This window comes from uncultured Fibrella sp., from assembly GCF_964250085.1.
Taxonomy (GTDB): domain Bacteria; phylum Bacteroidota; class Bacteroidia; order Cytophagales; family Spirosomataceae; genus Fibrella.
The window spans coordinates 945,779-971,369 of record NZ_CAXUEC010000003.1 but is presented as its reverse complement, the minus strand read 5'-3'; the positions used below and the strand labels follow the sequence as shown (position 1 = coordinate 971,369).

The window sequence follows — 25,591 nt, the reverse complement described above, 5'->3', positions numbered from 1 at the left end:
CTCTCCCGCATCTGATCAAACCGGAGTTTAAAGCCGTGGTTCATAATCGCGGTCTCTGGCTTTAGATGGTGTTTTGGCAGGCGAGGCCACAGCTTTAGTTTTTGGAACGTTGACTGGATGGCGTTGAATGTCTGCCCGAATGCGCTCATTCACCAAGTCTTGTGTCTGATGTTTACGACTGACGAGTTCGGTGGCAGATTGCCGGTCACCTAGCCGTGCGGCATGGTCCAGCAACTGTTCCCGATCATCGGTGTAGATACGCGCCCGGTCCCGGCCACGCGACACTGACACATAAAATTGTTTGGCATCCGTAGCTGCAAAGGTGCTGGCAGGCTGGGCGATAAAGACTTCATCAACTGTTTTGCCCTGTGACGCGTGAGAGGTCACACAATAGGCATGGGCGAGGTGGCCGTAATCCGCACTTAACTGATAAGTTGACTTGCTGATGTCATTGCGCAGATGAATAGCACCCGATTTGGTAATCGAGACCACGTTTAGAATCTGGCCGTTATTGAGCCTGTTCTTATTCTGATCAAAGCCATTGCGGGTAATGCGGATTTTATCCCCTTTGGCAAGGGCGATGTCTGCCGTGCGATACACATCATAGTCGCTGCTTTTATGCAGGGGCAGGGGAACACCCTGTTGATCATCGCTACCGATGAACACCCCCTTATCGCTGCTGCTTTCAATCGTCCACACACTGCCTCGTTTGATACCCGGCAAATTCTGGCTGAACTGTACCACCTGACCAACTTTAAAGTTACGCCAGTCTGTTTTTTCAGCTTCCGTCAAATTGGTGTTGATGAGACGTCTGGCAGTTATTTCTTTTTTGCCAAGCAGCCCATCGGCTTGCATCTGTTCGCGAATGGATTTTGTCACCGCATCGCTGTTTAGATGCGTCGGCGAAATCACAATCGCCGACTTGCCCTTCTTGATGGTGTCCACATAATCCCTGACTAGCAGTTCGTTTGGTTTGAAGGGGTCAATCGTTTGAATAGCACCCATGTCATTGAGCTTGCCGAAAGCCTCTTTGACGTCGCCTTTCGCCAAATCTTCAACAGCCGCCCGGTAAACCGTATCCCGCTGGCGACGGATTTTGCTTACTTCGGCGGCTTGGATACCCCCGACCGTATTGAGAATCCGTAACGCATCACCGCGCACGATCGCACTGTGCTGCCGGGTGTCGCCCCCTAATATCAGCCGGGCGTTTTTATCGTGCGCCAGTTTAAGCAGTTCTGTCATATCATAAGTACCAAGCAATCCGGCCTCATCGACCCACAGGACTTGGTTGAGAAGGGCATCCTGCATCTTTTGATCGGTCAGGAGTTTGGCAACGGTCTCAGCCGTGCCAAAGCCTTCCTCGCGCAACACACCCCGCGATGCATCCGACGTGGGAGCCACAACGGTCACGGTTTTGCCAGCCTTCGTCATCCACTCAGAGGCTTCGCGCATCAGCGTTGTCTTGCCCGACCCTGCGGCTCCCCGGATGATCGAGACCTGATGGGTCGAGGTCAGCACATGCCGGATCGCTTCGCCCTGTTGTCCGTCAAGAGTGATGTCAGGGACGGTTGTGTATAACGGCTTGAATTTACCTTGCCCGCGCCGCGCCAGCTCAACCATCTGTTGCTCTTCGCCCAGTACCTGTCGTGTCGTACACAGAACACGGTTTGTGTCGTTGACCTGCATGACACGCTGATCGGCTTGAAACGCGTCCGTAATGGCATCCAGCCTGACCGCTGCATCACCCAGACTGTGCCGGTAAGCACTGGCCAGCAGCCGCCGATCCTGAATGACCGAGGCCCGTTCAAAGCCATGCTCCAGCGCATGATTGACGCAATGTTCAGGTGTCAGTGCCGCTTTCGCTTTTGCGGGTGCAAAACGAATAATTGTTTTGCCTTCCGATTGGTCATTACTGCCCAGTTCCAGCATCTGTCGCCGCCAGTCGGCTTTTAACTCACTCATACTGTACCCGGTCTGCTTTTTGGAACGGGTCCGGGCCCCCAAAGCCCCCAGTTCGTCAATGTCGGTAATACCTTTTTCTATGGCGATCCGCCCGATTTCATTGGTACGTTTGGAAAACAGATCAACCACCTTTTGCGGGACCCCTTCGATCTCAAAGGACTTGTCTGTCCGCCGGATTTGATAACCCTGTTCGATCAGCTTATCCGACAGCCGCTTGTGGAAAATGGCCTGATAATAGGGCATATCCCGGTTGATATCGCGAAACTGCCCGGCCTTGACCTGTTGTTCCGCTTCGTCCCACGTCGCATTAAACACAAAGCAGTGAGCATGCAAATGCGGGTCCGGCAAATAGCCATCCACGGGCCTAGACGTTTGATGGACAAACTCTGCATGAAGCAGTTCCCCAGTGTCCCGTTCGCTGGTCTCCTTGTTCTTACGCACCCGCGTTTTGGCGTCGCGTTCAATGTCAGCCATCGTTCGCCGGACACTGTCCTGGAACGCATCCAGAATGTGACTGTCGTTTGACAGGCTGTGCAGGATGCTGACCGATTTTGGGCAGTGAAAATTCAGATCATAACCGACCGTGCGCTGTTCATTGGTGCGGGGTGTCAAAGTCTCACCGGTCACGGGATTGACGTTATCGCAGAGCGCGAAAAATGTCTTCTTATCAACCGGACCGGTGAGACCAAGACGCTGTGCCAGTTTCCCTTGCATGATGCCCTGTAGCTCCTGATCATTCAGGTAATAATCCGCCTTCGCCAATGCCTGCGAAAAATAGGTTTTAGCACCGGATGCGGACTGGCTCTGGATCATTCTAATCATGACGAACAGGATAAATCAGATTGCTGGAAACGATGGCTTGAATCGCACTTTCATAAGCCCTGTACAGCGTGATTAACGCACAGCTATGGTGTGCCCTTAGTCAGAATCAGTCTTGACCGATGCACAGTTCGTTTTGAATCAGACGTCTTCTCGTAGCACAGCCTATGAGCAGTGAGCGGCGTTAAAACGCGACAGCCACTTCGTCGTCAGCAAACAGGTCAGCGACACGACGCCTTGCATCCGGGTCCGCCGGGCGACGACCGTAGAAGTTGAAACCGCGTGTGTCAGTCGCGTCGTCACCGTCGACAAACGCCTTGACAAGTTCCTCATTAGCGATCTGTTCGTCGATCTTGTCGAGTATGAAATCATCCCCTTTTCGGTATTGCGCCTGATAGCTGAAAGCGTAGAACAGGCTACAAAGATGAAAGACACCGCCAATGGGCTGATTCAATAAACCCAAAAGAATGCCTGTAAAGAAAAAGAAACCGGGTTCCAGCAATGTTTCGATTTGCCTGGTGGTCAAGCGTTGCCCGTTAAACTCGAAGTTACGAAAACGCTCATGTATTTGACCCGTGGATAGACTGAACCGCTGGAAGTCAAATGCGCCAGGCAAACGTTTGATCTCTAGGCGTCGTTGCCATGCACTGTAAGCGAAGTATCCAACGTATGCATACCATGTGAAGAACATCTTGACAAACGTAAACACGGCATCATCGCGGTACTGGTATGGAGACTTGCTGTAGATGAAGAGGGGCATGAAGGACATGATTATGATCAACCACACCGCAATTGAAAACCGGAAATACCGCTCACCCATATTCCGCCGAATGGGTACTTCAAGTATCAGACGCGGCCACGAGCTGAGAGCCAGAAAAAAGTCCAGCAAAGTGTCCATGATGACATTGCGACGCTGGAACAGGGTCTTGTAATAGAGGTTACTTTTTTTCATGGGAATTGAAGTTTTGAGACGTGTAAAACATGAAATCTGTGCAATTAAAGAACATACATTGCGGCGATTACGTAGGTTGGTCCTCCTGCTTGAAAGTCAGCTTCATATGATTGTAACCGTTGGGGAACACATCACCCTGCCGGTGAATATAGGCCTCCACGCGCAGGCCGTTTTTGGGTCCACCCGTCAGCAGGCGGGAAAACTCTTCGGGCCGGACCAGCCGCTCAAGCTTGAGACTGCGGCCTCTGGTTTGCGAGAAATTCTGGGCAACCGTTGTGCTTTCCGACACATCTTCAAAGAACGCATCGCCAATAAGCCTGCTATACCATTCGTTGGTTTCTGAATCGCTGGAGGCGTGCAGGATCTTCGTGCCGAAATTGCCGAGCAGGCTACGGACCCGGTGTTCCGCCCGGTCGCCACTCATCATGCCCAGATAGTTGGGCAGGTTCTGCGTTAAAAAAACTGTTGCAATCCGGCTGCTCCGGGCGGTCGTCAGAAACTCGGCATCTTTGTCTAATAGCAGGTGCTGGCTCTCATCAACCCAGAGAAAAACGGGCCGTGGATTCTTATGAACGTCCCGCCGTTGCCAGGCCCGCTGGAAGCAGTACTTGACCATCAATTGTGCATCGCGTCCCGCTTTACGGTAAGTGAGGATGGGAAGATTGATTAAGACAACTTTCCCCTTGAAGCAATCTTCTGGTGTTACTGTCGAGGCATAGCGGCAAAACAGGGAATAGAACGGTTCGCGTAAGAGACGATATAAAAACGCTACACAGGACGCGTCGATCACACTCCGTGTCTTCTGGCTTAAGGGGATAAACGTATCGACAAAAAAGCCATCCACAAACTTGAGCAGCCGGGCATCGGGCAGGGCATCAAGCAGGGCCATTTCATAAACCCCATCGTCAGCGAAACGCTCCTGAGACGTCGCATCCAGTGTTGCAGTCCATTTGTCGATCTGTGCCATGACGTTGGCACGGGCCGCGTCAAACGCCAGATTGAACGCCTTGGTTGGTTCGTCCGGTGAGGGTGCCTCTTGCCCCTCCTTGGGTATCGTGTTGACGATAGCGTAGAGGTTCTGAATAGTTACCCGACCGTAAGCAAGCTTACACAGATCAATGGAGTTTGAGATCAGAAGCTCCAGGGAATTACGCCAGAAGGGGTCGTCTGACTGCCCGCTTTCCTGACTGCTTCCGGCCTGAATGACGGTCGTCAGCATGTCCATGATATTATCGGTTGCTGCCAGTTCATCCTGCCCGTAGCCACTCTCCACATCCATGAAATTGAACCGGTGCTGACCACCAGGTTCGATCACGATAAGATCATCGGAGCGGTTTGTCTGCCAGCAGTAGGATCGCCATAGATCAACCTCATCAGGTTTGACTGTTAATATAAGACCCCCGAAGCCGTTAAGTAGATATTTATTAGCGATCAGGTTACCACTGCCGGATGTTTTCCCAGAGCCTGTGGAGCCAAAAATTTGAATTCCGGTGCAGGCCTGACGGATGGTGATGCAGTCGCGACCGGCAGAAGTCACCAGGTCGATAAGGGGTGTATCCAGATCAAAATTGCTCATGTGTCGTTTGTTGTTTAATGTCCGAACAGTCAAGTCAACTCATGTCTGATAAGAGCGGGCCAAAGCATGTCGTCTTTGACCCGCAATACATCGTTTACTTTCGTACTATCAGTGCGGTTGACTTAATAGTTGTTGCCGCTCTGGTGCTTTTCGTGCCGGTAGTCGTTTTCAGATGATTGGGAGTGGTCCCCATCTGCGTAACGTTTCTCTGTACGACCATCCTTGATACGGTAGTAATAGTCGTCGTTCGTGTCCTTTTTGAAATCGGCATCGCGTAACGCTTTGTCGAGATCGTCACTTGTTGGCTGTCCCATGTTTGTTTGGGGTGAAACTGATTTGGTAATTTCTATTGAGCGTGCATTAGTAGCTTTATGGTATACCCGGCATCCATCAAAGCCGATCGTTAGACGAATGATTTTCCGGGCGGTAAGGCTTGAAAACATCGTCGTCTCCAAGACGCTTCACGTACAACTGTCCTGTTTCTCCGATTAAGGTTTCCAGAAAGGTGTTGTGGTCGCTGTTTGTCATGATGCCGTTATCGTGACAAGTCCAGCCATCCATACGTGCGTCCTCTACAGTGGTCATTTACTTACATTATATTCTCTGCTGACACTTTACAGGTTTCCAGCGTGACCTGCTCAATTTTGATGCGGCCGCTTGAGCAAGACAAAGTTGTGAACTCCTTGATGATGAAGTCAATGGATTATATTTTGCGCTAAATTTTGCGCCATGAAACAGACCATACCTTTACAGCTTCGCCAATCGTTCACACCTGCCGAATACAGGGATTTATATGAAATGCTGTTAGAAGCGTTCATAAAAAAGGAATGGCCGGACAAAGGCCCTGCTCCTGGTGGCAAATTCAGTGTTTGGTTCAAAGAGGGAAAGAAAGGGTACCGCGTAGGAGAACTTTTCCAAGTAGGGCCGGAATACTTCTACGACCGATACGGCCGTGCGAAGAATGGTAAATCTATCAGTCTGGAAGAACGTCTTGTGGTAGCTGTATTGGACTATATCGACATGAATGGTCGTACGATTACAGAGTTGCTAAGCAATTTCTACAGCAGTCCTAACCGACCTAGTCGAAAAACAAATGCAAAAACCAGCGCAATTGCGCCAACTGAATCGGCCGTTCAGGTATCAGAATGGGATGATGTCATCGCAACCGTGTTCCATTTTTATGCCGCTGTTGATGCGGGAAGTGCGAAGCATCATGAAGCGTGGAACTGTTTAACACCACGGCTACAGCACAGCATTTGTGAATCTGACTTTGAGCGTTTCTGCGAAGGCTATACCAATACGGTGGCCATCAAGAATATTAAAGTGTTCAACGTCGTGAAAAACGCGAATGAAGCGGTTGAGTGCTCGGTCTATTACATTGACGAAATCCGTAACTATCGCTCGAAAGATCTGAGCGGGTGGGACGAGTATACCGTAGCTGACCTGATGGAGTTTGTTGAGAAAGTCAGGAAAGTTGAAGCCAGTGTTGCAGCCGCAGGGGGCAAAGGCTTTGAAAAACTAGAACTCTATAAGTTATTTGAACCGGCAGCCTCGGAATACATCTGGTATAAATGCCGGATAAAGCCTGAGAACATTGATAAGGTGTTCCCTACACACAAAGCCACGGAAATTAAACGCCTCTATCGTGTAACCTGTAAGCACATAGGAGGCCGCTGGCTGATTGACACCATCAGGCTATTGAATGTGCATTCATCCCGTTAGGGAACATCACACTCATAAATTAAGCTTTTAAGTAGCGTTATAGAAACTTTGGTAGGTTGTACCAACTCAAATCAATCATAGTCTAAAAGCCTCATTATGAGCTAAGTGAACTCTAAAGTGGTTTGGTCACTAAACATGATCAGCGTGAGCAGAAGCCACGAGGAGATACTCTGCAAAAGAATGTTATTGTTGTACCTATGTTGTACCAAAAAAAAGACCGTTACGATTTCTGGTCGTAACGGTCTGATTATCAGAGTAGCGGGGAGCAGGATCGAACTGCCGACCTTAGGGTTATGAATCCTACGCTCTAACCATCTGAGCTACCCCGCCGAATTGTTCTGCAAAAGTACGGAAAATCTTTTTCGAGACAACGGTCGTGCCTTGTATTTGGTATATATTTTACGTTACCTTGCTAAAACCTTGTTGGTCCGTACCCGCTGAACCACCACATTCCTGCTGATAAAAGGCTGATCGAGAGGGTATCGAAACGTAAAATAAGTATCACTTCTAAGTCTGTAACCCTCATGGAGAAATTTAAATTTGTTACCGAATATGAACTTCGGGCCTCTCCAAAAGTGCTTTTTCCGTATATAAGTACCGCCTCAGGCCTATCACAATGGTTTGCCGCCAAGGTCAATACCATGCCAGAGCATAAATACGATTTCATCTGGGATGACGAAAGTCACCTGGCCCGGCAAACGTCACTACGCCAGAATAAGAGCGTCCGGTTCGAGTTTCTGAACACAGGAGATAACGGACATGATAGCAACTATGTCGATTTTCGGGTCGATGTCAGTGAACTCACCCAGGCAACGTACCTACGAATCACCGATTATTCAACCAATACCGATGAAGAAGAGCTGCAGGACATGTGGGATGGTATGTTGGATAAATTGAAGGAAATCGTTGGGTCATAACCAGTACGCCTGGCTCGCAAGCCGTTAAAAAAACATAATCGGAAATGGATCGTGAACAATGACCTGTGTAGCCAACGTTACATAGGCTGGATAACACTGCTCATCCTATTCCATCGGGCGTCCATTCGTAGTACGTGAAAAAGATTGATAAGCTTGTTCTGAAGTCGTTCTTCGGGCCGTTTTTTCTGACATTAGCCGTCGTTATTTTCATCTTTCTGATGCGGCTACTGATGCTCTACATCGAAGAGTTCGTTTCTAAAGATATTACGCTGGTTACGTTCGGGCGTCTTCTCTACTTTTTTGCCGTACTAACCGTACCCACCGCCCTGCCGCTGGCGGTGCTGTTGTCGTCGCTGATGACGTTTGGTAATCTAGGTGAATTCTTTGAACTCACAGCCATGAAAAGCGCGGGTATTTCGCTCACCCGTGCGTTGCGCCCATTGCTGGTACTGGCTGTCTTTTTTATGGGCTTCTCGTTCTGGTTCAACAATAAAGTCGCGCCCTGGGCTAACCTGAAGGCCTACAGCTTGCTCTACGATATAAAAACGGCTAAGGCTGCGCTGAACCTCAAAGAAGGAATCTTTTATAACGATCTGCCCGGCTACAGCATAAAGGTTGACAAAAAGCAGGGAGACTCGCTCACCAACCTGGTCATTTACAAAAACAGTTCGTCGGGAATCGAGTCGGGTAACCGCGAGATCATTCTGGCTAAATCAGGGCGGATGTATACCGATCCAAGCCGGTCGTACCTCGTGTTTGAATTGACAAACGGGAACGATTATCAGGAATACAATGATGGGCGCACGGCGGTAACGTATACGGGTAGTGGGTCAGTGAAGCCAACGCAGTTTATGCGTAATGGTTTCAAGCACTATAAGCTCGTTATCAGCCTGGAGTCGTTTGGCCTGCACCGGACCGACGAGCAGCAGTTTGAGTATCACCCGTACATGAAGACGCTCAAGGAGTTAACCACCATTGCCGACTCACTGAAAAAAGACGCCACTCGGGCCAGTTTAAGTATAGCCAGCTCGTCAAAAAATTATTACACCTATCAGTTTAAGTCTGATGCCGTTCTGAAGGCTAAAAAGGTCACGGAAGGGAAATGGATCGATACGCTGCTGGCTCGGCCACTGCGAACCTCAAACCCGGTCGAGGTGGAGCAACAGGCGATTTCTCAGGCCCAGAACATGCTGTCGTACGCGCAGTCGAATATTCTTTACTTGTCAGAAAAGAACAAAAGTTCGTATGCCTACGAGTTAGAAAGTCATCACAAATTTACGCAGGCGGTTTCTGTCTTTATCATGTTTCTGATTGGGGCACCGCTGGGGGCTATCATCCGTAAAGGTGGCTTTGGGTTGCCCGTGCTGGTGTCGATCATCTTCTTCATCGTCTTATATGTGCTCACACTGTTGGGCGACAAGTTTGCGAAAGATGGTGCCTGGCCAGTTGTAATGGGTGCCTGGATGGCCAATATTGTATTACTGCCGGTAGGCCTTTACCTGCTTCGTCAGGCTCGGCTGGATTCGAGCCTCTTCGATAAAGATGCCTACCTTGTTGCGTGGAATAAACTCAAAGCCCGGTTTGGAAAAGCTAAACAGGTGGCGTCTGTCTAGCTTTTCAACGGTCCTGGAGCCGAAACCTCAGTATTTGGCACCTGATTGGCAGCCAGCTACCTATCAATTCGTTTTTACAGAGCAGGTACGTTGCCTGGATAAATCAGTAAATTTTATCAAGACTGCCTGTTCTGATTTTCCGTATGGGGGCCGTTAAGCAACTTATTTATGTCGTGGATGATAACCCAGACTACCGTCTTCTGGTTAGTCAGGTCTTCAAACGCTTTCTGATCCAGTATGAGGCCGTCTTTTTTGAGAGTGGTACGGCGCTCTTCACCTATCTACAATCGGAACCACAACAGGTTCCCTGTCTTTTTTTAGTAGACGGATATATGCCGGAACAGACTGGCATAGAGATAATCAGACAGCTTAAGCAGCATCCCGGCTGGCAGAAAATTCCGGTGGTGATGATCAGCAGCAGCGACTCCATTGCTGAACAGGAACGGGCTTATGCTTCAGGGGCAGCCTCGTATCTGATAAAATCGACCAATATCTTGTCACTAAAAGAACAACTGAGCCTGGTTTGTCAGGACTCGATAGCACTGGGTTGTCCGCCTGATGGTGTGCTGTAACAGACTGGACCTGGGCGGCATTTTCCGGTAGAGAATATGCGAATCCGCTTTCATCGGGGCTGTTTTCAGGTTGCAGGAAGGCACACACTTCACAGCACAGCTACGTTATTGAGCAAGCCGATGGCTAAGTTTTGACTACCGGCAAATGTAAGTAATGTATGATCAGTTATTTTAGATGTTCATTGGTTTACCCATAAATGCCATGATGTACAGACAGGATAACGAAAAGGTCATAACTAACTTCAAGCGAGCCCGCATTTTGGTCGTTGAAGACAATGACGATTATTGGGTCCTCATTCAGCGGGCCATGTTGCAGATACTGCCCGAAGTGATACCACTTCGGGCAGCTAGTCGTAATCAGGCTCATGAGCTACTCACCGAATGGGCGCACGATGAAGGGCAAATGCCTAAACTGGTGCTGCTCGACTTGTACCTGCCGGGGCGCGATCAGGGATGGCAAGTGCTTTCAGACATAAAAGAATTAAAAGCACCGTGCAATCAGGTTCCGGTCGTTATGCTGAGTAGTTCCAATGTACAGGCCGACATCACCGAAGCCTACAGACGGGGAAGCACATCGTATTTGGTGAAGCCGACTGTCTTTTCTGAATGGCTCGACTATTTCAAGCAATTACGTATATTCTGGTGGGAAACTGTTACCCTTCCGCCCATGCGGCTCGCTGGCTGACAAACCAGTCAAACGGCTAATGGCAGGGCAGCAGTACGAAGCCAAAATTGACAAATCCGCTCGACCGTCGACGCTATTGGTGCCTGGCTATCTGGTAGTGAAATCACCGAATTAGCCCGCCGACGGTAACTGGCAGAGATGGCTTCGTCGGTGGGTGGAACGACCATCACGATCGGGATTTGCCCGAACTGTTCGTGCTCTTTCAACTGCTGCAAGGTATTCAGGCGTTCAAGAGTCGATGTCCGGGCATCCAGGATGACGAGTACAGGCAGTTCATCGGTCGACAGCAAACTTAGGACACGTGGTAAATGGCTGCTTTGAACCGATGTATGAAGGGTATACTGCGCCCAGCGCGATTCGAGCGCCCATTTGATCGACAGCGTATTACTTTCTTCCGTAACAAGAATAACTGGTCTGGATGTTACTACAGAGTTATCATCCGGTTTTGATCGAGTTGGTGCGTTGTCGAGCGTTTCCGGAGCGGTTTCAACCGGCGCTTCCTCAGGAGAAAGGTAGGGCTGAAGGGCGGTAGCAACCTCGCGCCAGCGTCGTCGGCTGACGGGCAACACCACACCGCCTTCGAGTTGTATACTGCCCGCCATTCGCTGCCGGGGCGGGTGTTGAAGCTTTTCAACACAGGCAGGGTTGACTAGTGCCGTTTTATGTACCCGGATAAAATCGGTTAGCTGGGTTTCCAGATAACTGATGGGTTTGGCAAGCATCTTTTTTTCGCCATTTCTGAAATGAAGCCAGGTATAGTTATTGGCGCCTGCCAGATAAGCAATTAAGGCCGGGTGTCGAATGGCTGGTTTAACAACGCTCATAGGTTTGGTTGACTAGTTGTTGGATATGCACTTAAAGTAATTTAGCAAGAGCTATTCGAAGGGTTGAGAGCCAGGATGTTTCCCGAACCGGATGCACAACAACCGCATCCGGGCACGCCGTGACGGGTACGCCTGCTTTAGCCAGTTTATCGAGCCAATGTTCTTCATGACTCTGCTTACGATCGAGCCACTCGTCGAATCCACCAACTTGCTCAAGCAGCGATCGCCTACAGAAAAGGTTCGCACCCGTCGATGCCGTTATAGGCTGGGTAGGCACCGGATATTGCACCCGGCCAACCACCACCTGAGCACCCGCATGAAATAAGGGTAGCGCGGTTGTTAGCCAAAGCGGTTGTGGCAGGCAGTCGTCGTGGGTAAACGCTACAAACAGGCTACTCGCTATTCGCCAGCCCCGATTGCAGGCCGCCGCCACATTACGATTCCGGCGCTGACTAACGTACCGTATGGAGAGGCCCGTATGAGAAGCAATTTCCCGCACTAGAACTGCCGTTGTCCGGTCATCTGCTGTGTCCACCACGATTACCTCGAACTGGCTTCGGGATAGTTTTTGCTGGGCCAATGCCAGTAGACAGTCCCGAAGCATTGCCGGACGCAGACAGGTAGGAATTACAACAGTAACAAGCGGGTTCATCTATCATCGATAGGCAGTTTAGAGTTTATAAGGCTGCTTAACTAATCAACGCTATCGAAATCCTGATTGGCTTAAATTAATCAAATGAATGAGCCAACGGTTCTTTTTAACTTTTTTGCCTCTTAAATGGTAATAATAGTGAGCAAACGGTCACTTGTGAGGCCGTCAATGGATCCTTTTCTTTCTGTTCACAAAAGAAGCCTGACATTGAGTTGTCAGGCTTCTTTTGTGAACAGAAAGAAAAGATAAGTTATATAGCTTACACGGGTATTTGTTCGAAACTAATAGCCGGTTTACTGGCGTCTTTAAAAGCGGCACGAGGCCGAATGTTCAGCGTTTGAAACAACTGCTGGTCAGCGTCTGTGTCGGGGTTAGGCGTCGTGAGCAGTTTATCACCGGCAAAAATAGAATTGGCTCCAGCCAGAAAACAGAGCGCCTGCTCTTCTGTGGTCATACGTACCCGGCCCGCCGACAGCCGTACCATTGCCCTGGGCATGATGATGCGGGCCGTGGCGATCATACGAACCATTTCCCAAACAGACACGCGCTCCTGCTCTTCCAGCGGGGTTCCTTCAACCGGAACAAGGGCATTGACGGGAACCGATTCTGGATGTTGTGGCAGGGTAGCCAGGGTCAGTAGCATACCAATGCGGTCGTTGTGGGATTCGCCCATACCGATGATGCCCCCCGAGCAAACCGAAATACCCGCGTCACGCACGTGCCCGAGTGTATCGAGCCGGTCGTCGTAGGTACGTGTGCTGATGATGTCACCGTAAAATTCTTCGCTCGTATCCAGGTTGTGGTTGTAGGCGTATAAGCCTGCGTCCTTCAGCTTTTGGGCCTGTCCATCGGTTAGCATTCCCAGGGTGCAGCATACTTCCATGCCCATGGCGTTCACGCCCCGTACCATGTCGAGTACGTTGTCGAAATCGCGGTTGTCCCGTACTTCGCGCCAGGCCGCGCCCATGCAGAACCGGCTGCTTCCCGATGCTTTTGCCCGGCTGGCTGCTTCCAGTACTTCGTTTACTTCCAGCAACTTATGGACCTTCACGTTGGTATGGTATCGGGCCGCCTGCGGACAATAGGCGCAGTCTTCGGGGCAGCCCCCCGTCTTCACCGACAACAGGGTGCAGACCTGTACTTCCTGCGGGTCGTGGTGTTGCCGGTGCACCGTTGCCGCGCGGTAAATCAGGTCTAAAACGGGGCTATTGTAAATGTCAGCGACCTCGTCGCGAGTCCAGTCTGTGCGCATGTGGAAGGTGTTGGTAGTAAAGTTTCAGGTTTCAGGTGCTTCGCTGCCGGGTTGGGGGTAGCCCGCCAGCGAAGCACCTGAAACTTATTTAAGTTTATTAATCTGTTCGGTATTTCGTTTGGTATCAAGCCGACTGGCCTGGGCTATTTCCATCGATTTTGTGGCGGCCTGCTTTGCTTCGGTGGTGCGTTTGGCCCGGCGCAGGGCATCGGCCTGCTCAAAATAAAGATCGGCCTGCTCACCGGGCGTTGTTTTCAAGGCCAGGGCTTTAGCGGTCCACTTGATCAGCGAAGGTACATCGGCCGAGTCCGGGCTGTTCCGGTTGAAGAGCCGGGCCACGTAAATATATTCAGGAACCGACAGCGAATGCGTGGCCACGTGGGTGTTCATGCGTTCGGCGGCCAATGCGCCCTGCTTGAGCCGGAAATAAGCGTTAACCTCAGGAAGCAAGGTACGTGAGGAAGCCATTTTCGGGTCGACCCCAATCTTTGTCAACCCGTCATATACCTGTTTGATCTGGGCTGGCGAATAACGACCTCCGCGGCTGCTATACAAGGACGACATCAGGATATTCTCGGCTACATCAAATGCTGCCTGGCCATACTGCTTTTTGTAAGCAGCAAAGTTGTTGACCAGACTACGAGCCAATGGATTGTCCATGTCGATAACCAGCTTTTGCGTCACCAGCCAGTTTGTGTTGGCGATGTAGGTGTTGGCAGGCTGTTGCCGGGCATAGTCTTCCATAGCCGCCATGTTGGTCACCGTGTCGCAGATAACCCGGCTATACATAGCCAGATCGATCAGGAAATTAGGCGATTTTTCACCGGCGTTGAAGCGTTGTTTCCAGGTCTGGCTCCGCGTTGATGGGGCCACTGCGTTGTTAGCGTGCCGAATTAGTTCATCGGCCGAGTTCTGGCTCATGGCAAAATGAACCAGCTCGCCCGAGGGGCTGAAAAATAGAAACAGCGGGAGCGAAGGCACATAAAATTTCTTCGACTTAAGCCATTCGCGCGTAGTCGGCTGGTTGATATCGACTTTGGTGCTGATAAACTTGGCATTATATGACTTACCAACCCGGCTGTCGGCCAGCGTGGGCATAAAGCTCTGGCACACGTGGCAATCGGGCGAGTAGACTTCAACAAACACCAGTTTGCCCGCCTTCTGCGCCGTTTTGAACACTGTACTGATCGGAGCCTGCTGAAAAGTAATGCCTTTCTGAGCCAGCGCATCGACGGTACCCAACAGACACAGAAACAGAATAATACGCTCCATCTGGAGCCAGTTTGAACGATTCATCATTGGTACGGTGGAGATGCGTGTTAGTGGCGACTACGGTTACTTCCCCGCCTGATTTTCGGCCCGGAACTCAGCTTCTACCCGCTTGCTCAACGTACGGCAGAGGTTATCTATGTCGTCGGCCATGGCGGCGTCGTTGGTGGCGGTACGAACCGTGCTGGCAATACCGCCCATGATTTCGATCATAAACCGCTTCATGTCGCCCACCTCCATGTCTTTCGTCCACAGGTCGATTTTCAGCGTGTTGTGGTGGTAGTGGTCCCAGACGGCAATCGATACGCCCTTGGTGTCATTGAGCCCTTCATTCGGGTTATCGGTAGCGTCCCAATAGATTTTATCAGGTACGTTGTCGTTGTCTAACTCAACGGTGAAGTTTATTTCAGATTGACGCATATGTGTTGTTGGGGAAGTTCGACGTTTAATGTATGCTCGGTTTTACCCCCAACCTCCTGAAGGGGGTTGGGGGTAAAACCGAGCATACACCGAACTAGTTTTGCTTGATTTTTAGTCAAAATTAAGCATTTTCCGAACGCGCTGGCTGTAAAACCGGGGCATTCAACTGCTGCCAGATCACATTATAGACCTCAGTAGCGTCCAGCTCAGGCTGTTCGGTAGCCGTTTCGCGTCCGGGTTCATCCGTGATAAGGATCGGGTAATACTCCCGACCGATGTCAATGGCACCGTGTGAGCCTTTTACCAGCGTAGCATCCAGCGAAATCACGTCCATCAAATACCGGAAGCCGAGCAACTTACGGGCCAGTTTATAACCCGCTTTGGCTTTGATCAGCGGATTGGTCTGATCCATAAATAGTTCGACGGGGTCATAGCCGGGCTTACGGTGAATATCGACCACCTGGGCATAGTCTGGTTTTTTGGCATCATCGAGCCAGTAATAGTAGGCAAACCAGCTATCCTGTTTGGCAACGGCTACCAGATCGCCAGATCGTTCGTGGTCAAGGTGATGGGCCTTTTTGCCTTCCTCGTCGAGCACTTCGGCCACGCCCGGCAAGGCTTCCAGCAGTTTTTTCACCCGGGTAATCTGCTCAGGGTCGTTTACGTACACGTGCGCAATCTGATGGTCGGGGGCGGCAAAGGCGGCACTCGCACCGGCGTCGAGCAGTTCACGGCCCGCTTCGATCCGAACGGCGATCAGCCCGGCTTCGCGCAGCGCCCGGTTGATGTAGATGGGCCGGTTGACGCTGTTGATGCCGTACTCCGACAGCAGGATCACCCGCGTTTTTTTCTTTTCGTAAAAGGCTACCAGTTCAGCCACCAGTTGATCGATCTCGCGCAAATCGCTGGCTATGTTGGCGAAGTCGACGCCGAATTTCTGCAACCCGTAATCGAGGTGGGGGAGGTAGATCAGCGTGAGCGTGGGATCATGCTTGTCGTCGACATACATCGACGCGTCGGCAATCCACTTCGAGCATACGATATTGGCATTCGGTCCCCAGAAGTTGAACAGGGGGAACGTACCCAGTTTGGCCGTCAGTTCGTCGCGCAACCCGGCCGGATGGCTATAGCAGTCGGGCATTTTCAGCCCGTCGGCATGGTATTGGGGCCGGGGCGTCACCGAATAGTCGACGGAGGCGTACATGTTGTACCACCAGAACATCTTCGAGCAGGTAAACGTCGGGTCTTCTCGTTTGGCGCGTTCCCAGATCTTCTCGGCCTTAACCAGCTTGTTCGACTGTTTCCAGAATTTTACTTCCGCATCTTCCCGGTCATACCAGCCGTTGCCCACAATGCCATGCTCAGACGGCCATTTGCCCGTTACATAGCAGCTCTGCGCGGTAGTGGTCACGGCCGGCAGCACCGGCTTGATGTAGGTCAGGTGCCGGGCCTCGATGTACTGTTTTAGAAACGGCGTATGCTCGCCAATCAGGCTGGCACTCAGGCCAACGATGTCGATAACTACGGTCTTGTTCATGGGCGTTGATGTGTTTAGGTTAAATGTGAGGCGTTGTAACACGGACTGAAGTCCGTATTTTTCACTTAGAATACGGACTTCAGTCCGTGTTACAGTTTATCTGTTAATCCTCAAACAGTGAACATGTCAGTCACCCACGCCATTTCGCGGCTAATCGAGTCGCTGATGGGCACTTGAACGTCGGCAGGAAGTACGCCCCAGGTGTAGGTTTCGACTTCCAGTTGGTTGGTGAACGGCTGGGTACGTTGCCGGTTCAATACTTCGATGACGTTATTCTGGGTTGACTGCAACAGGCCATACGTTTCCAGAAACAGCGGAACGTGGAAATGAACCCGCCATTCGCAGTGCGTATTGGCGTCGAAATCAGCCAGTGCTTCCGTAAGGTCAGGGTAATGGTTGAGTGTTCCGTCGGCGAGGCGAGCCACTACCTGATGCAGGTACGTTGGCTCGTTGAAAGCGGCAATCGCATTGATTTTTTCCCCGAAATTTTCCTCGAATTGTAGACGCAGGGCCGAACTGATCTGGATTTTACCAACCCGAATATCAGCTTCTGACAAGGAGGCCAGAACAGCGTCTGTTTCTTCGTAGGCAACGGCCACATGGCACACGTCGTAACAGAGTTGAATATGGTCACGTACGGCTGCGTCGGCCTCAGGTACGTCTAAACCGTGTTTTTCGGCCAGGTACGTTCGCGCGGCGGGGCGCAGCACCTGCGTATACCAGGCCACAAAGTCGGCCACGTTGTCGAGCAGGCCGTCGGGTTCGGGCTCAATGTCGAGGTGGAGCAACGTACCTGTTTCTGTACGCAACCGGATCAGTTCGTCGAGCACGCGCAGCACATGTTGCGTGGCCGCCTGCGTTGCCTCCTGCCGCGCTTCGGGCGACGGCCACCAGAGGCGATAGGAGAGGGGCGAGGTAGAAATACCGCCTTCGGTTTCGCTATCGGGCAGAAGCTTCGCCAGCAGGTGAAACAGCCGAATAGTATAGTCGACGCGCTCGTTGGTTGTCCAGTCGGGGGCGTGGACCTGATCTTTTACCCGTTCGTTGTGGAAGCCGCCATAGGGGAATCCATTCATAGTGAACACGTAACAGCCTGTATCGGCCAGCCACGACTGAAACTCGGCCAGGTTTTCGGGTTTTGTCAGGTCAATACTGGCCTGATTCGCCAGCCGGAGACCAAGCGGAAGGGGAGCGTCTGGTGAAACGGCCGCTTTAACGGCTGGAACCTGGTTGCGCAGGTGCTGAAAATGGTCAGACCATGTTTCGCCAGGATGAATATTGGTGCAATAACCGAGGTGCATTTTCTTGGAAGTCAACGGTCGAAAGGTCTTACCGCAGTTTGCGGGAGCCATTGGCTAGTACGCTTTTGACAATGAATTAATTTCCAGTTTGGCCACCGCCTGGCGAATCAGGGCTATATCCATCTCGTGTACTTCAACGCCCTTACCCAATGCATCGAGCAGGGTGATAGTCAGTTCGCCGCCGAGATGTTCCTGAAATTCGGCCAGGCCACGAACCAGGTGCTCGCTGTTGTTTTCGGCAAGGGCGGGGTGAAACAGCTCAAAACCTACGCCTTGTAACACGTGCATAATCCGCTCGGTATCGGCTTCCTGAATGCGGCCGGCCAGTTGCGAATACACCACATCGAGCGCAATGCCGATGGCAACGGCTTCGCCATGACGAACCGAAAAGTTGGTCAGGTATTCCAGCTTATGCGCGGCCCAGTGCCCAAAATCGAGCGGCCGGGCCGACCCCATCTCGAACGGATCGCCGCCCGATATGTGCTGCATATGCAGGTCGGCGCAGCGGTAGATAAGGTAGTTCATGGCGTCGGCGTCGCGGCGGGCCAACGCATCGGTGTTGGTTTCGAGCCACTCGAAAAAAGACAGGTCTTTGATGAGGGCCACTTTTACCGCCTCGGCAATGCCTGCCCGCCAGTCCCTGTCATCGAGGGTAGTCAGGAAACGGGCATCGTTGAAAACGGCAACGGGTGGCGCAAACGTACCTACGAAGTTTTTCTTCCCCCGGTAGTTGACGCCATTCTTTACCCCAACACCCGAATCATTCTGCGACAGCACCGTTGTTGGAATGCGGATATGCCGAACGCCCCGATGAGCAATAGCGGCGGCATAGCCCACCAGATCGAGCACCGCGCCACCGCCTATGCCAATTACGTATGAATGCCGGTCGATTCCATACTCGTTGACAGCATCAACAAGCAGGTCAACCAGTTTGGGGTCGTTCTTGGCGGCCTCGCCACCGGGTACTACCAGTGGCTCGGCAGCCAGGATAACGTTCGCTGACTGAGCCAGGTACGTTCGTACATCGTTGGCTAGCGATGGATGATGCTGCGCGACGCCTTCATCAATCACGACCAGTACTTTTCGCACCAGCTTACCCATAACCTGCTGGTTGAGGAATGTACGGAAAACTGGATTTGTGACGCTGAACAGGCTATTGGTGAACGAGACAGTGTACGTGAACGGAACGTTGAACGATTGTTGAAGTGAGGTCATTTCAAAAGTAGTCAGATAAAGGAAAAGACAAATTTACCCATGAATACCCATGTTTTCGCTTACGAATTAAGGGATCAGGCTAAACGGCGCTCTCTCTTTATATACCTTGACCTCCGCGTTATAGTTCGCCGCAGGCATCATAGCTGACCGGCTTACGAACTTCTGCACATCTGTAAGAATCATCCACGGATCAACGGGCCTGGTGGTAGGCATAACTCTATCCGAATTATCCCGCCGGATGAGGCGCGGGTGGTGGCCGGTTAGTGTCACGGAGACCTACTTGTTAACTGGCTAGCTTTGGTCGTTCGCAACTGAAGCAGGTATATACATATCGAACCTGGCCCCTTTAGTCAGTTCGCCCGTAGCGACGATCAACCCGTTGTGATTTTCTACAATTTTTTTTACAATAGCCAATCCAATACCTGTACCATCGTATTGTTCTTTTCGATGAAGCCGCTGAAAAACGTCGAATATTTTTTCGTTGTATTTCGGATCAAAACCGATGCCGTTATCGGTCACGGTGAGGTGGTAGTAGGTCTGGTTTGCCACCAGCAGTTCGTTGCCTAAGTCGCTGCCTTTCACCACCACACAGCTTATGCGTATGTGTGGTGGTACAGACGGGTCTGAGAACTTAAGGGCATTGCCAATAAGATTGGTCAGCAACTGGCGAAACTGAAAGGCTACCATATTGATTGGGCACAGTTCCGTGATGTCGATGATGGCGTGCTTTTCGTCAATCAACTCGCTGAACTCTTTAACCACCTCGGTCAAAATCAGGGCGGGGTCAATCATTTCACGAGTCAGTTCATGGCTGCTGAGCTTGGAAAAGGCCAGCAGGTCCTGGATGAGGTGCTGCATCCGTTCGGCTGATTTCTGTAGCCGCCTGAACGCATCTTTGCCGCTGACCGAAAGATTCCGGCTTTCTTTTTCAAGAATAGTGTTGGCTAAGGTTTGTAGTTTTCGGAGCGGCTCCTGTAAATCATGACTCGATATATACGTAAACGATTCGAGTTCTTTATTTATCTTTTTGAGTTCGCTATTTTTTCTGCCCAGCATGTCGTTCGCCAGCCGCAGCTCGTGTGTCCGGCTGATAACGGCTTTTTCCAGCACTTCTGTCTGTTCTTTCTGCTCCTGGATTTCCGTGTTGGTGCCTATCCACATGGTGATGTCGCCGCTTTTATTTTTGTAGGCAATAGCGCGACTGAGATGCCATTTGTAGTCACTGGATGCATTCAGAAAGCGGTGTTCCATGTCAAAATCGGCGCCGGAGTCAATCGAATGCTGCCAATTTATTCTGGTCTTCTTCCGGTCGTCGGGGTGAACATTTCTTTCCCATCCCCAATCTTTCAGGTCGTCGAATGAAAGACCGGTGTACTCATACCAGCTCTGGTTGCAATAATCAACGTTGCCGACAGCATCAGCCGTCCAGACTTTGAGCGGCATTGAATTAGCAATAAACTGAAACCGTTTTGTTGCCTGCTGTTCAACTTCCCGCGCTTTGGCTGCTTGGGTAATGTCTTCGATGGACAGCAATATGAGCCTGTCTGCGCTTTTTTTATCCACAATCTCACGGGCATTCAGCAACATCACCCGCTCCCCGATAGTGGCAAAGTTGTGGGTAATTTCAAAATCACTGAATGTCGATTTTTGGGGCAGAATATGCTCCAGTAGCGTACGCAGTTGGGGAATATTCCACTGCCGGTTGCCCAGGTCATACACCAGCATTCCTTCCGTTTCGACTTCACTGACCCGGAATGTTTTATAAAAAGACTGGTTTGCCAGTTTTACCCGTAAGTTACTGTTCAGCACCAGCAGCGGCTCGCGGATATTGGCAATAATGGCTTCGGCATAATCTCTGGCTGCGGTTACCTGTTCATTCAGGCTGGACATTTCCTGATTTACTACCGTTAGCTCTTCATTGGTGCTTTGCAGCTCTTCTTTGCTGCTTTCTACTTCTTCGTTCAGGCTCTGTAATTCCTCGTTACCGCTCAGAAGCTCTTCGTTGGCACTTTGTAGTTCTTCGTTGACAGCTTCCTGATCTTCGGTAATGCCCCGCATATCGTCGCGAAGTTGTACCAGTTCCTGCTCCAATTGCAGAATGCGCAGGTCTTTATCGTCTTTCTCCAGCGCTTTGGCCGTTTTCCGGTTGCTCCGTGTCGACTTAGTGCCAACGGCCACACGACTGTGAAAAAGAACCAGGTAATGCGGCTCAACAGTATTGGGCAGCGGAATGGCTTCGATGGTAATGGTGGTCAGGTTTCCATTTACCTCCACCAGAATATTCTCTTTACTAATCGGGATTTTTTCTTTTTTGACCTTGTGAAGCATATTCCGCAACTCAAATGCCAACCCGTTTTTGGCCATCAACAGCAGATTATGCGTGGGTTTACCCGACGATTGTTCCAGATAAGTGCTGGGATTACCCCGAAAATGCACAATGTCGAGCGACTCATCCACGATTACGCCGACGGGCGAATAGTTAGCCAGAATAATTTCGTCGGCTGTTTTCTGGAAATCGGTTTTCATTGACTTGGTTTCAGGGTTCGGCCTGACGGGCTGAGCTGTTAATTCCTTTCGGCCGGGGGCGACCGGAATAAAGCGCGTGGGCGTGTCTTTCCGGGAAAATAGTTTCTCATTTTTGGATACAGTCGCAAACAGGTCTGGCACACCACCGATGGTTTCTGACTTGCCAAGCAGTAAAAATCCGGTTGGGTTCAGGGCATAATGAAAGGTAGTGAGCACCTTTTTTTGCAGGTACGTGCTCAGGTAAATCAGCACGTTGCGGCAACTGATAAAATCCATCTTGATGAAAGGCGGATCTGTCAGGAAATTGTGCGAGGCAAACACGCACATAGCCCGCACCGATTTATTGATCTGGTACCCACCCTGGGTTTTTGTAAAAAATTTCAGTAACCGCTCCGCGCTCACGCCACTCACCTCGGCTTTGGTATATAGGCCGGTACGGGCTTTGGCAATGGCCTGGTCGCTTAAATCGCTGGCAAAAATCTGCACCCGTTCTGCTTTGTTGCCCAGATATTCGCTAAAGCACATGGCAATCGAGTAGGCTTCTTCGCCGGTGCTGCACCCTGCTACCCACACCCGGATGGGTTTACTGGCCGTCTTCTGGGCAATACGCGGAAAAACTGACTCGCACAGCGTGTCAAATACCGTGTTGTCGCGGAAGAATGAGGTTACCGAAATCAAAAGATCCTGATACAAGGCATCCTGCTCTGACGGGTTTTGCCGCAGATACTGAAGGTACTCGGCCGGATTTTCGTTTTTGTTAATCGCCATCCGGCGCACTATTCGCCGACGGATAGTGGTCTGTTTGTAGTAGGTGAAGTTGGTTTTACGGCGGGCACGCAGCACCGCCAGTATCTGGCCAAATATGTCGTTATCAGATAGCAAAATAGCCGATCTGCCAGTGGCCATTTCGTTGATACTATGGGCTACTTCCTGAAGCTTTTGGGGCATTTCGTTGGGCGGTAGCACAAAATCGACCACTCCGGACAGCACGGCATTTCGGGGCATTCCTGGGTACGTTGCCGACGCTTCGTCCTGGGCGAAGGTGATCCCCTCGTTAGCTCTGATTGCTCTCAGGCCATTGGTGCCATCGCTGCCTGTACCGGATAAGACAATGCCGATGGCATGATTATGATGAATGGCGGCCAGTGACGTAAAAAAAAGGTCGATAGGCAGATTGAGTTCCCCTTTTTTCGTGGTGCGGGGGCTAAGCTGCAATACGCCGTCGTTGGCCACCAGCATTTTGTTGCTGGGCAGAATATAAATATGGTTGGGCTGCACCTTGACATCGTCAGCAATTTCCAGCACCGGAATATTGGTGACCTTTTGCAGCAAATCGGGCAGCAAGCTCTCGTGGTTAGGATCAAGGTGCTGCACCAGTACATACGCCATTCCCGACTGGTCAGGAATGGCTTTAATGAAATTTCGAAAGGCTTCCAGCCCACCCGCCGACGCACCGATACCCACCACCGGAAACAGGTTGTCGGAGAGTATTTTCTCTTTTTTTTTCACGTTGATTTTGGTGTCGGGACGACCTCAACAGGGAGGGCGTCTTTGGCTGGTGGCAGGCTAACGGCTTCCACGGTTAGTGCCAGTTCCCGCTGAATAACGTCTTTGAGTTGAGCAATGTGGGGTGGTTTGACAATACAATGGGTGGCCCCGCTTTTATACAGTTTTTCTTCCGTGTCAGGATTGATATACGTAGACAAGATAATGACAGGAAGCCGTCTTAGTGTGGGGCTAAGTCTGATCTCCATTAAACACTCGTGCCCCCCTTTACGCGGCATGTTGAGGTCGAGGAAAAGAAAGTCGGGCAGGTCTGATGCTTTATTATGGAGTAACTCCATCAATTGTTCACCATCGTGGACGACAGTCAGCATTGTGGCTACAGGCAAGCCTTGTACTGCTTCTTTGAAAAAAAAACAATCGTCTTCGTCATCATCTGCGAGCAGTAACTTAAGGAAATTTGTATTCATCAGTGAGGCCTGCGCTAGCAGTGAGTTACGGAGTTGGGAAACGTACTGTCACCTGGAAATGCCTGCCATTGAAACAGGACGTGACGATGCATTGATCAGACGTGCATTCATGTAAGCTATTCAAGTTAGTGGGGGCACCTTTGCTATCCTGGAACTGGCCGCAGTGTGCTTAAGTAAATTCTACTAAATGTAGTTAATCAGAAAGACTAAATACATTAAAGTTGCAGCCTGCTGATAGCTGCCGTTTCCTGAATGCCCGATCGTTCTGGAAAATGTTGCTCACAAACTGGTTATCTTATGAGGCTGTTCATCCAATTACCCATAAAAATACGTGCTTTTATAACTATTTGGCAGCATGTTGCAGGGCCGGTGTAGCCAGCGTACGCGCAATGACGCGTTTCTTTTCAGGTTCGTAGGGACTGGTACGGGCAACCTCCTGATGACCGGCTAAACCTTTCGCGTTCGTCGATGTCCAACCACCGAATTACGTTAAACCAACATACGAATATGAAAACGATGAAATTAGTAGCCATTGCCCTGTTACTCTCGGCCGGTGCCTATGCTCAGTCTCAACCTACTGCCCCTGCTTCTGCCAATCATCAGGGGCACCGAAACAGGACACCAGAGCAACGGGCGACAATGAAGGCTGAGCGCAAAGCCAAATTTGACAAAATGACGCCCGATGAACGGAAAGCATTCAGGGAAACGCATCGTCAGCAGCGCGAAGCTAAACTGGCCGCCCTGCCCGCCGACAAACGCGCGAAAATCGTTGAACGCCAGCGGACGCGGAAAGTCCAGCGCAGGCAGGAGAAAGTGAAGTCGTAAGGCAGCAGATCGTACACCTACCAGGCTGTTTACGTCAGCAAATGGCTAACGACAACAGCCTTGTAGATTTTTGTAGCGATTTGACGTTCAGTATATTATGTTACGGCAAATGCTTTGGCCAGCCAGATCGAAACGGGTAACAGCAGCAACGTACCCAGGGCCAGTTGCCAGTTGCCGGAAACGCTCACCCAGGCGGCATCCATCACGATCAGAGACAGCACGCCCGCTTTTACGGCACCACCAATATTGGGGCCGATTGGGTGCTGGATGGCTTTCAGAAGTGGTCGGCCAATCAGGAAAAGATGCAGTAGAACGAAGCTGACAGTCAGCATCAACGTATTGGCACTGACTGCCATGACTAGCTGGGCCGTGCTGACCAGCAGGTAAAATCCGGCGGCTGCGTAGAGGGTCAGGCGTTTGCCGCCATGCACTTCGTCGCGGCTGATCATGGTGATAGCGGCAATGTAGATGACCGGAACCACCGCCAGCCACCACAGCGACTGAACAGCCGTTGGGCCGGCTGCGCCAACGCCCAACAGCAGGTTGAACCCCCGGCAAAGGCCCATATTTATCGGGCCAAACCACGACATGTGCTTGCCAAAGCGGTTGTAAAAAACGGCCAGCCCCGCAATGAGGGCGGCTGTACCACCCGTTGCAGGGCTGTAAAAAAAAGCCAGGGCAATGCCAGCCAGCAGCAAACCAACGCCCAGAGCCGACGCCTGGCCCAGACTGACGCGCCCACTGGGAATAGCCCGTTCCGGCCGTTCAACGGCATCGAGTTCCGCATCGAACACATCATTCAAAACTACACCGCCGCCGTAGAGGCCAATAGTCGACACCAGTAATAGCCAGATCGGCTGTTGGGTTGTCAACAGAGAAAACATGCCTGTCAACGCGGCCAGGGATAAACCCGCCAGAACGTCGGCTACGGCTGTAACGAGGTTGGCCGGCCGCATTAATTGTAAATAGGACTTCACTC

21 protein-coding genes and 1 tRNA gene are annotated in these 25,591 nt (G+C 51.1%); 6 read left to right on the top strand and 16 right to left on the bottom strand.

Features of this window, described 5'->3' with window-relative positions; genetic code table 11:
- Positions 1 to 27: 27 nt before the first annotated feature.
- From mobF to ACFE8Q_RS13640, 4 genes are all read right to left on the bottom strand, one after another.
- On the bottom strand, positions 28 to 2,784 hold the full coding sequence (gene mobF, locus ACFE8Q_RS13655) for a MobF family relaxase (protein ID WP_375445949.1): 2,757 nt from the start codon (positions 2,782 to 2,784) through the stop codon (positions 28 to 30).
- A 181-nt stretch (positions 2,785 to 2,965) separates the two neighbouring features.
- Positions 2,966 to 3,733, bottom strand: coding sequence for a hypothetical protein (locus tag ACFE8Q_RS13650; protein ID WP_375445948.1), 768 nt, complete (start codon positions 3,731 to 3,733; stop codon positions 2,966 to 2,968).
- Positions 3,734 to 3,800: 67 nt separating this feature from the next.
- Positions 3,801 to 5,309 carry a type IV secretory system conjugative DNA transfer family protein gene (locus ACFE8Q_RS13645; protein ID WP_375445947.1) on the bottom strand — a complete coding sequence of 503 codons (1,509 nt, stop codon included), beginning with the start codon at positions 5,307 to 5,309 and terminating at the stop codon, positions 3,801 to 3,803.
- A gap of 122 nt (positions 5,310 to 5,431) precedes the next feature.
- Positions 5,432 to 5,764 carry a hypothetical protein gene (locus ACFE8Q_RS13640; protein ID WP_375445946.1) on the bottom strand — a complete coding sequence of 111 codons (333 nt, stop codon included), beginning with the start codon at positions 5,762 to 5,764 and terminating at the stop codon, positions 5,432 to 5,434.
- 274 nt (positions 5,765 to 6,038) lie between these two features.
- Between ACFE8Q_RS13640 and ACFE8Q_RS13635 the strand changes: the two genes are divergently transcribed.
- On the top strand, positions 6,039 to 7,031 hold the full coding sequence (locus tag ACFE8Q_RS13635) for a hypothetical protein (protein ID WP_375445945.1): 993 nt from the start codon (positions 6,039 to 6,041) through the stop codon (positions 7,029 to 7,031).
- 256 nt (positions 7,032 to 7,287) lie between these two features.
- Here ACFE8Q_RS13635 and ACFE8Q_RS13630 read toward each other — a convergent pair.
- Positions 7,288 to 7,361, bottom strand: a tRNA-Met gene (locus ACFE8Q_RS13630).
- A 194-nt stretch (positions 7,362 to 7,555) separates the two neighbouring features.
- Here ACFE8Q_RS13630 and ACFE8Q_RS13625 point away from each other — a divergent pair.
- The 4 genes from ACFE8Q_RS13625 (at position 7,556) to ACFE8Q_RS13610 (ending at position 10,818) form a co-directional block, all read left to right on the top strand.
- Positions 7,556 to 7,948: an START-like domain-containing protein gene (locus ACFE8Q_RS13625; protein WP_375445944.1), complete on the top strand. Its 393-nt coding sequence runs from the start codon at positions 7,556 to 7,558 to the stop codon at positions 7,946 to 7,948.
- A gap of 134 nt (positions 7,949 to 8,082) precedes the next feature.
- Positions 8,083 to 9,561, top strand: a complete 1,479-nt coding sequence (locus ACFE8Q_RS13620) for an LptF/LptG family permease (RefSeq protein WP_375445943.1) — start codon at positions 8,083 to 8,085, stop codon at positions 9,559 to 9,561.
- A 143-nt stretch (positions 9,562 to 9,704) separates the two neighbouring features.
- Positions 9,705 to 10,133: a response regulator gene (locus tag ACFE8Q_RS13615; RefSeq protein ID WP_375445942.1), complete on the top strand. Its 429-nt coding sequence runs from the start codon at positions 9,705 to 9,707 to the stop codon at positions 10,131 to 10,133.
- 202 nt (positions 10,134 to 10,335) lie between these two features.
- On the top strand, positions 10,336 to 10,818 hold the full coding sequence (locus tag ACFE8Q_RS13610; protein WP_375445941.1) for a response regulator: 483 nt from the start codon (positions 10,336 to 10,338) through the stop codon (positions 10,816 to 10,818).
- Positions 10,819 to 10,826: 8 nt separating this feature from the next.
- Here ACFE8Q_RS13610 and ACFE8Q_RS13605 read toward each other — a convergent pair whose 3' ends face one another.
- From ACFE8Q_RS13605 to ACFE8Q_RS13560, 10 genes are all read right to left on the bottom strand, one after another.
- A complete protein-coding gene (locus ACFE8Q_RS13605; protein WP_375445940.1) occupies positions 10,827 to 11,642 on the bottom strand; it encodes a LytTR family transcriptional regulator DNA-binding domain-containing protein in 816 nt (271 codons plus the stop codon).
- A 31-nt stretch (positions 11,643 to 11,673) separates the two neighbouring features.
- Entirely contained in the window at positions 11,674 to 12,294 is a 621-nt protein-coding gene (locus ACFE8Q_RS13600; RefSeq protein WP_375445939.1) for a glycosyltransferase family 2 protein, read from the bottom strand.
- A 259-nt stretch (positions 12,295 to 12,553) separates the two neighbouring features.
- Positions 12,554 to 13,546, bottom strand: coding sequence for a biotin synthase BioB (gene bioB / locus ACFE8Q_RS13595; protein ID WP_375445938.1), 993 nt, complete (start codon positions 13,544 to 13,546; stop codon positions 12,554 to 12,556).
- A gap of 84 nt (positions 13,547 to 13,630) precedes the next feature.
- Positions 13,631 to 14,845 carry a TlpA family protein disulfide reductase gene (locus tag ACFE8Q_RS13590; RefSeq protein WP_375445937.1) on the bottom strand — a complete coding sequence of 405 codons (1,215 nt, stop codon included), beginning with the start codon at positions 14,843 to 14,845 and terminating at the stop codon, positions 13,631 to 13,633.
- 36 nt (positions 14,846 to 14,881) lie between these two features.
- Complete coding sequence (gene gldC / locus ACFE8Q_RS13585; RefSeq protein WP_375445936.1) at positions 14,882 to 15,235, bottom strand: gliding motility protein GldC; 354 nt, start codon at positions 15,233 to 15,235, stop codon at positions 14,882 to 14,884.
- Positions 15,236 to 15,356: 121 nt separating this feature from the next.
- Positions 15,357 to 16,772, bottom strand: a complete 1,416-nt coding sequence (locus ACFE8Q_RS13580; RefSeq protein ID WP_375445935.1) for an alkaline phosphatase family protein — start codon at positions 16,770 to 16,772, stop codon at positions 15,357 to 15,359.
- A 110-nt stretch (positions 16,773 to 16,882) separates the two neighbouring features.
- On the bottom strand, positions 16,883 to 18,073 hold the full coding sequence (eboE, locus tag ACFE8Q_RS13575) for a metabolite traffic protein EboE (protein WP_375445934.1): 1,191 nt from the start codon (positions 18,071 to 18,073) through the stop codon (positions 16,883 to 16,885).
- A 54-nt stretch (positions 18,074 to 18,127) separates the two neighbouring features.
- Complete coding sequence (locus ACFE8Q_RS13570; protein WP_375445933.1) at positions 18,128 to 19,288, bottom strand: 3-dehydroquinate synthase; 1,161 nt, start codon at positions 19,286 to 19,288, stop codon at positions 18,128 to 18,130.
- A gap of 291 nt (positions 19,289 to 19,579) precedes the next feature.
- Positions 19,580 to 23,323 carry a CheR family methyltransferase gene (locus ACFE8Q_RS13565; RefSeq protein WP_375445932.1) on the bottom strand — a complete coding sequence of 1,248 codons (3,744 nt, stop codon included), beginning with the start codon at positions 23,321 to 23,323 and terminating at the stop codon, positions 19,580 to 19,582.
- Positions 23,320 to 23,787, bottom strand: coding sequence for a response regulator (locus tag ACFE8Q_RS13560; protein WP_375445931.1), 468 nt, complete (start codon positions 23,785 to 23,787; stop codon positions 23,320 to 23,322). Before ACFE8Q_RS13560 ends, ACFE8Q_RS13565 begins: the two co-directional genes overlap by 4 nt.
- Before the next feature lie 507 nt (positions 23,788 to 24,294).
- Here ACFE8Q_RS13560 and ACFE8Q_RS13555 point away from each other — a divergent pair.
- Positions 24,295 to 24,612, top strand: a complete 318-nt coding sequence (locus tag ACFE8Q_RS13555) for a hypothetical protein (RefSeq protein ID WP_375445930.1) — start codon at positions 24,295 to 24,297, stop codon at positions 24,610 to 24,612.
- A 95-nt stretch (positions 24,613 to 24,707) separates the two neighbouring features.
- Here the strand turns inward: ACFE8Q_RS13555 and eboC are convergent, their stop codons facing one another.
- Positions 24,708 to 25,589 carry a UbiA-like protein EboC gene (eboC, locus tag ACFE8Q_RS13550; RefSeq protein WP_375445929.1) on the bottom strand — a complete coding sequence of 294 codons (882 nt, stop codon included), beginning with the start codon at positions 25,587 to 25,589 and terminating at the stop codon, positions 24,708 to 24,710.
- Positions 25,590 to 25,591: the final 2 nt, after the last annotated feature.

Bases quoted from the DNA above. Each gene is read 5' to 3' on its own strand.
- mobF (WP_375445949.1), bottom strand. From the start codon at position 2,784: ATGATTAGAATGATCCAGAGCCAGTCCGCATCCGGTGCTAAAACCTAT.
- ACFE8Q_RS13650 (WP_375445948.1), bottom strand. From the start codon at position 3,733: ATGAAAAAAAGTAACCTCTATTACAAGACCCTGTTCCAGCGTCGCAAT.
- ACFE8Q_RS13645 (WP_375445947.1), bottom strand. From the start codon at position 5,309: ATGAGCAATTTTGATCTGGATACACCCCTTATCGACCTGGTGACTTCT.
- ACFE8Q_RS13635 (WP_375445945.1), top strand. From the start codon at position 6,039: ATGAAACAGACCATACCTTTACAGCTTCGCCAATCGTTCACACCTGCC.
- ACFE8Q_RS13625 (WP_375445944.1), top strand. From the start codon at position 7,556: ATGGAGAAATTTAAATTTGTTACCGAATATGAACTTCGGGCCTCTCCA.
- ACFE8Q_RS13615 (WP_375445942.1), top strand. From the start codon at position 9,705: ATGGGGGCCGTTAAGCAACTTATTTATGTCGTGGATGATAACCCAGAC.
- ACFE8Q_RS13610 (WP_375445941.1), top strand. From the start codon at position 10,336: ATGATGTACAGACAGGATAACGAAAAGGTCATAACTAACTTCAAGCGA.
- ACFE8Q_RS13605 (WP_375445940.1), bottom strand. From the start codon at position 11,642: ATGAGCGTTGTTAAACCAGCCATTCGACACCCGGCCTTAATTGCTTAT.
- ACFE8Q_RS13600 (WP_375445939.1), bottom strand. From the start codon at position 12,294: ATGAACCCGCTTGTTACTGTTGTAATTCCTACCTGTCTGCGTCCGGCA.
- bioB (WP_375445938.1), bottom strand. From the start codon at position 13,546: ATGCGCACAGACTGGACTCGCGACGAGGTCGCTGACATTTACAATAGC.
- ACFE8Q_RS13590 (WP_375445937.1), bottom strand. From the start codon at position 14,845: ATGATGAATCGTTCAAACTGGCTCCAGATGGAGCGTATTATTCTGTTT.
- gldC (WP_375445936.1), bottom strand. From the start codon at position 15,235: ATGCGTCAATCTGAAATAAACTTCACCGTTGAGTTAGACAACGACAAC.
- ACFE8Q_RS13580 (WP_375445935.1), bottom strand. From the start codon at position 16,772: ATGAACAAGACCGTAGTTATCGACATCGTTGGCCTGAGTGCCAGCCTG.
- eboE (WP_375445934.1), bottom strand. From the start codon at position 18,073: ATGCACCTCGGTTATTGCACCAATATTCATCCTGGCGAAACATGGTCT.
- ACFE8Q_RS13570 (WP_375445933.1), bottom strand. From the start codon at position 19,288: ATGACCTCACTTCAACAATCGTTCAACGTTCCGTTCACGTACACTGTC.
- ACFE8Q_RS13560 (WP_375445931.1), bottom strand. From the start codon at position 23,787: ATGAATACAAATTTCCTTAAGTTACTGCTCGCAGATGATGACGAAGAC.
- ACFE8Q_RS13555 (WP_375445930.1), top strand. From the start codon at position 24,295: ATGAAAACGATGAAATTAGTAGCCATTGCCCTGTTACTCTCGGCCGGT.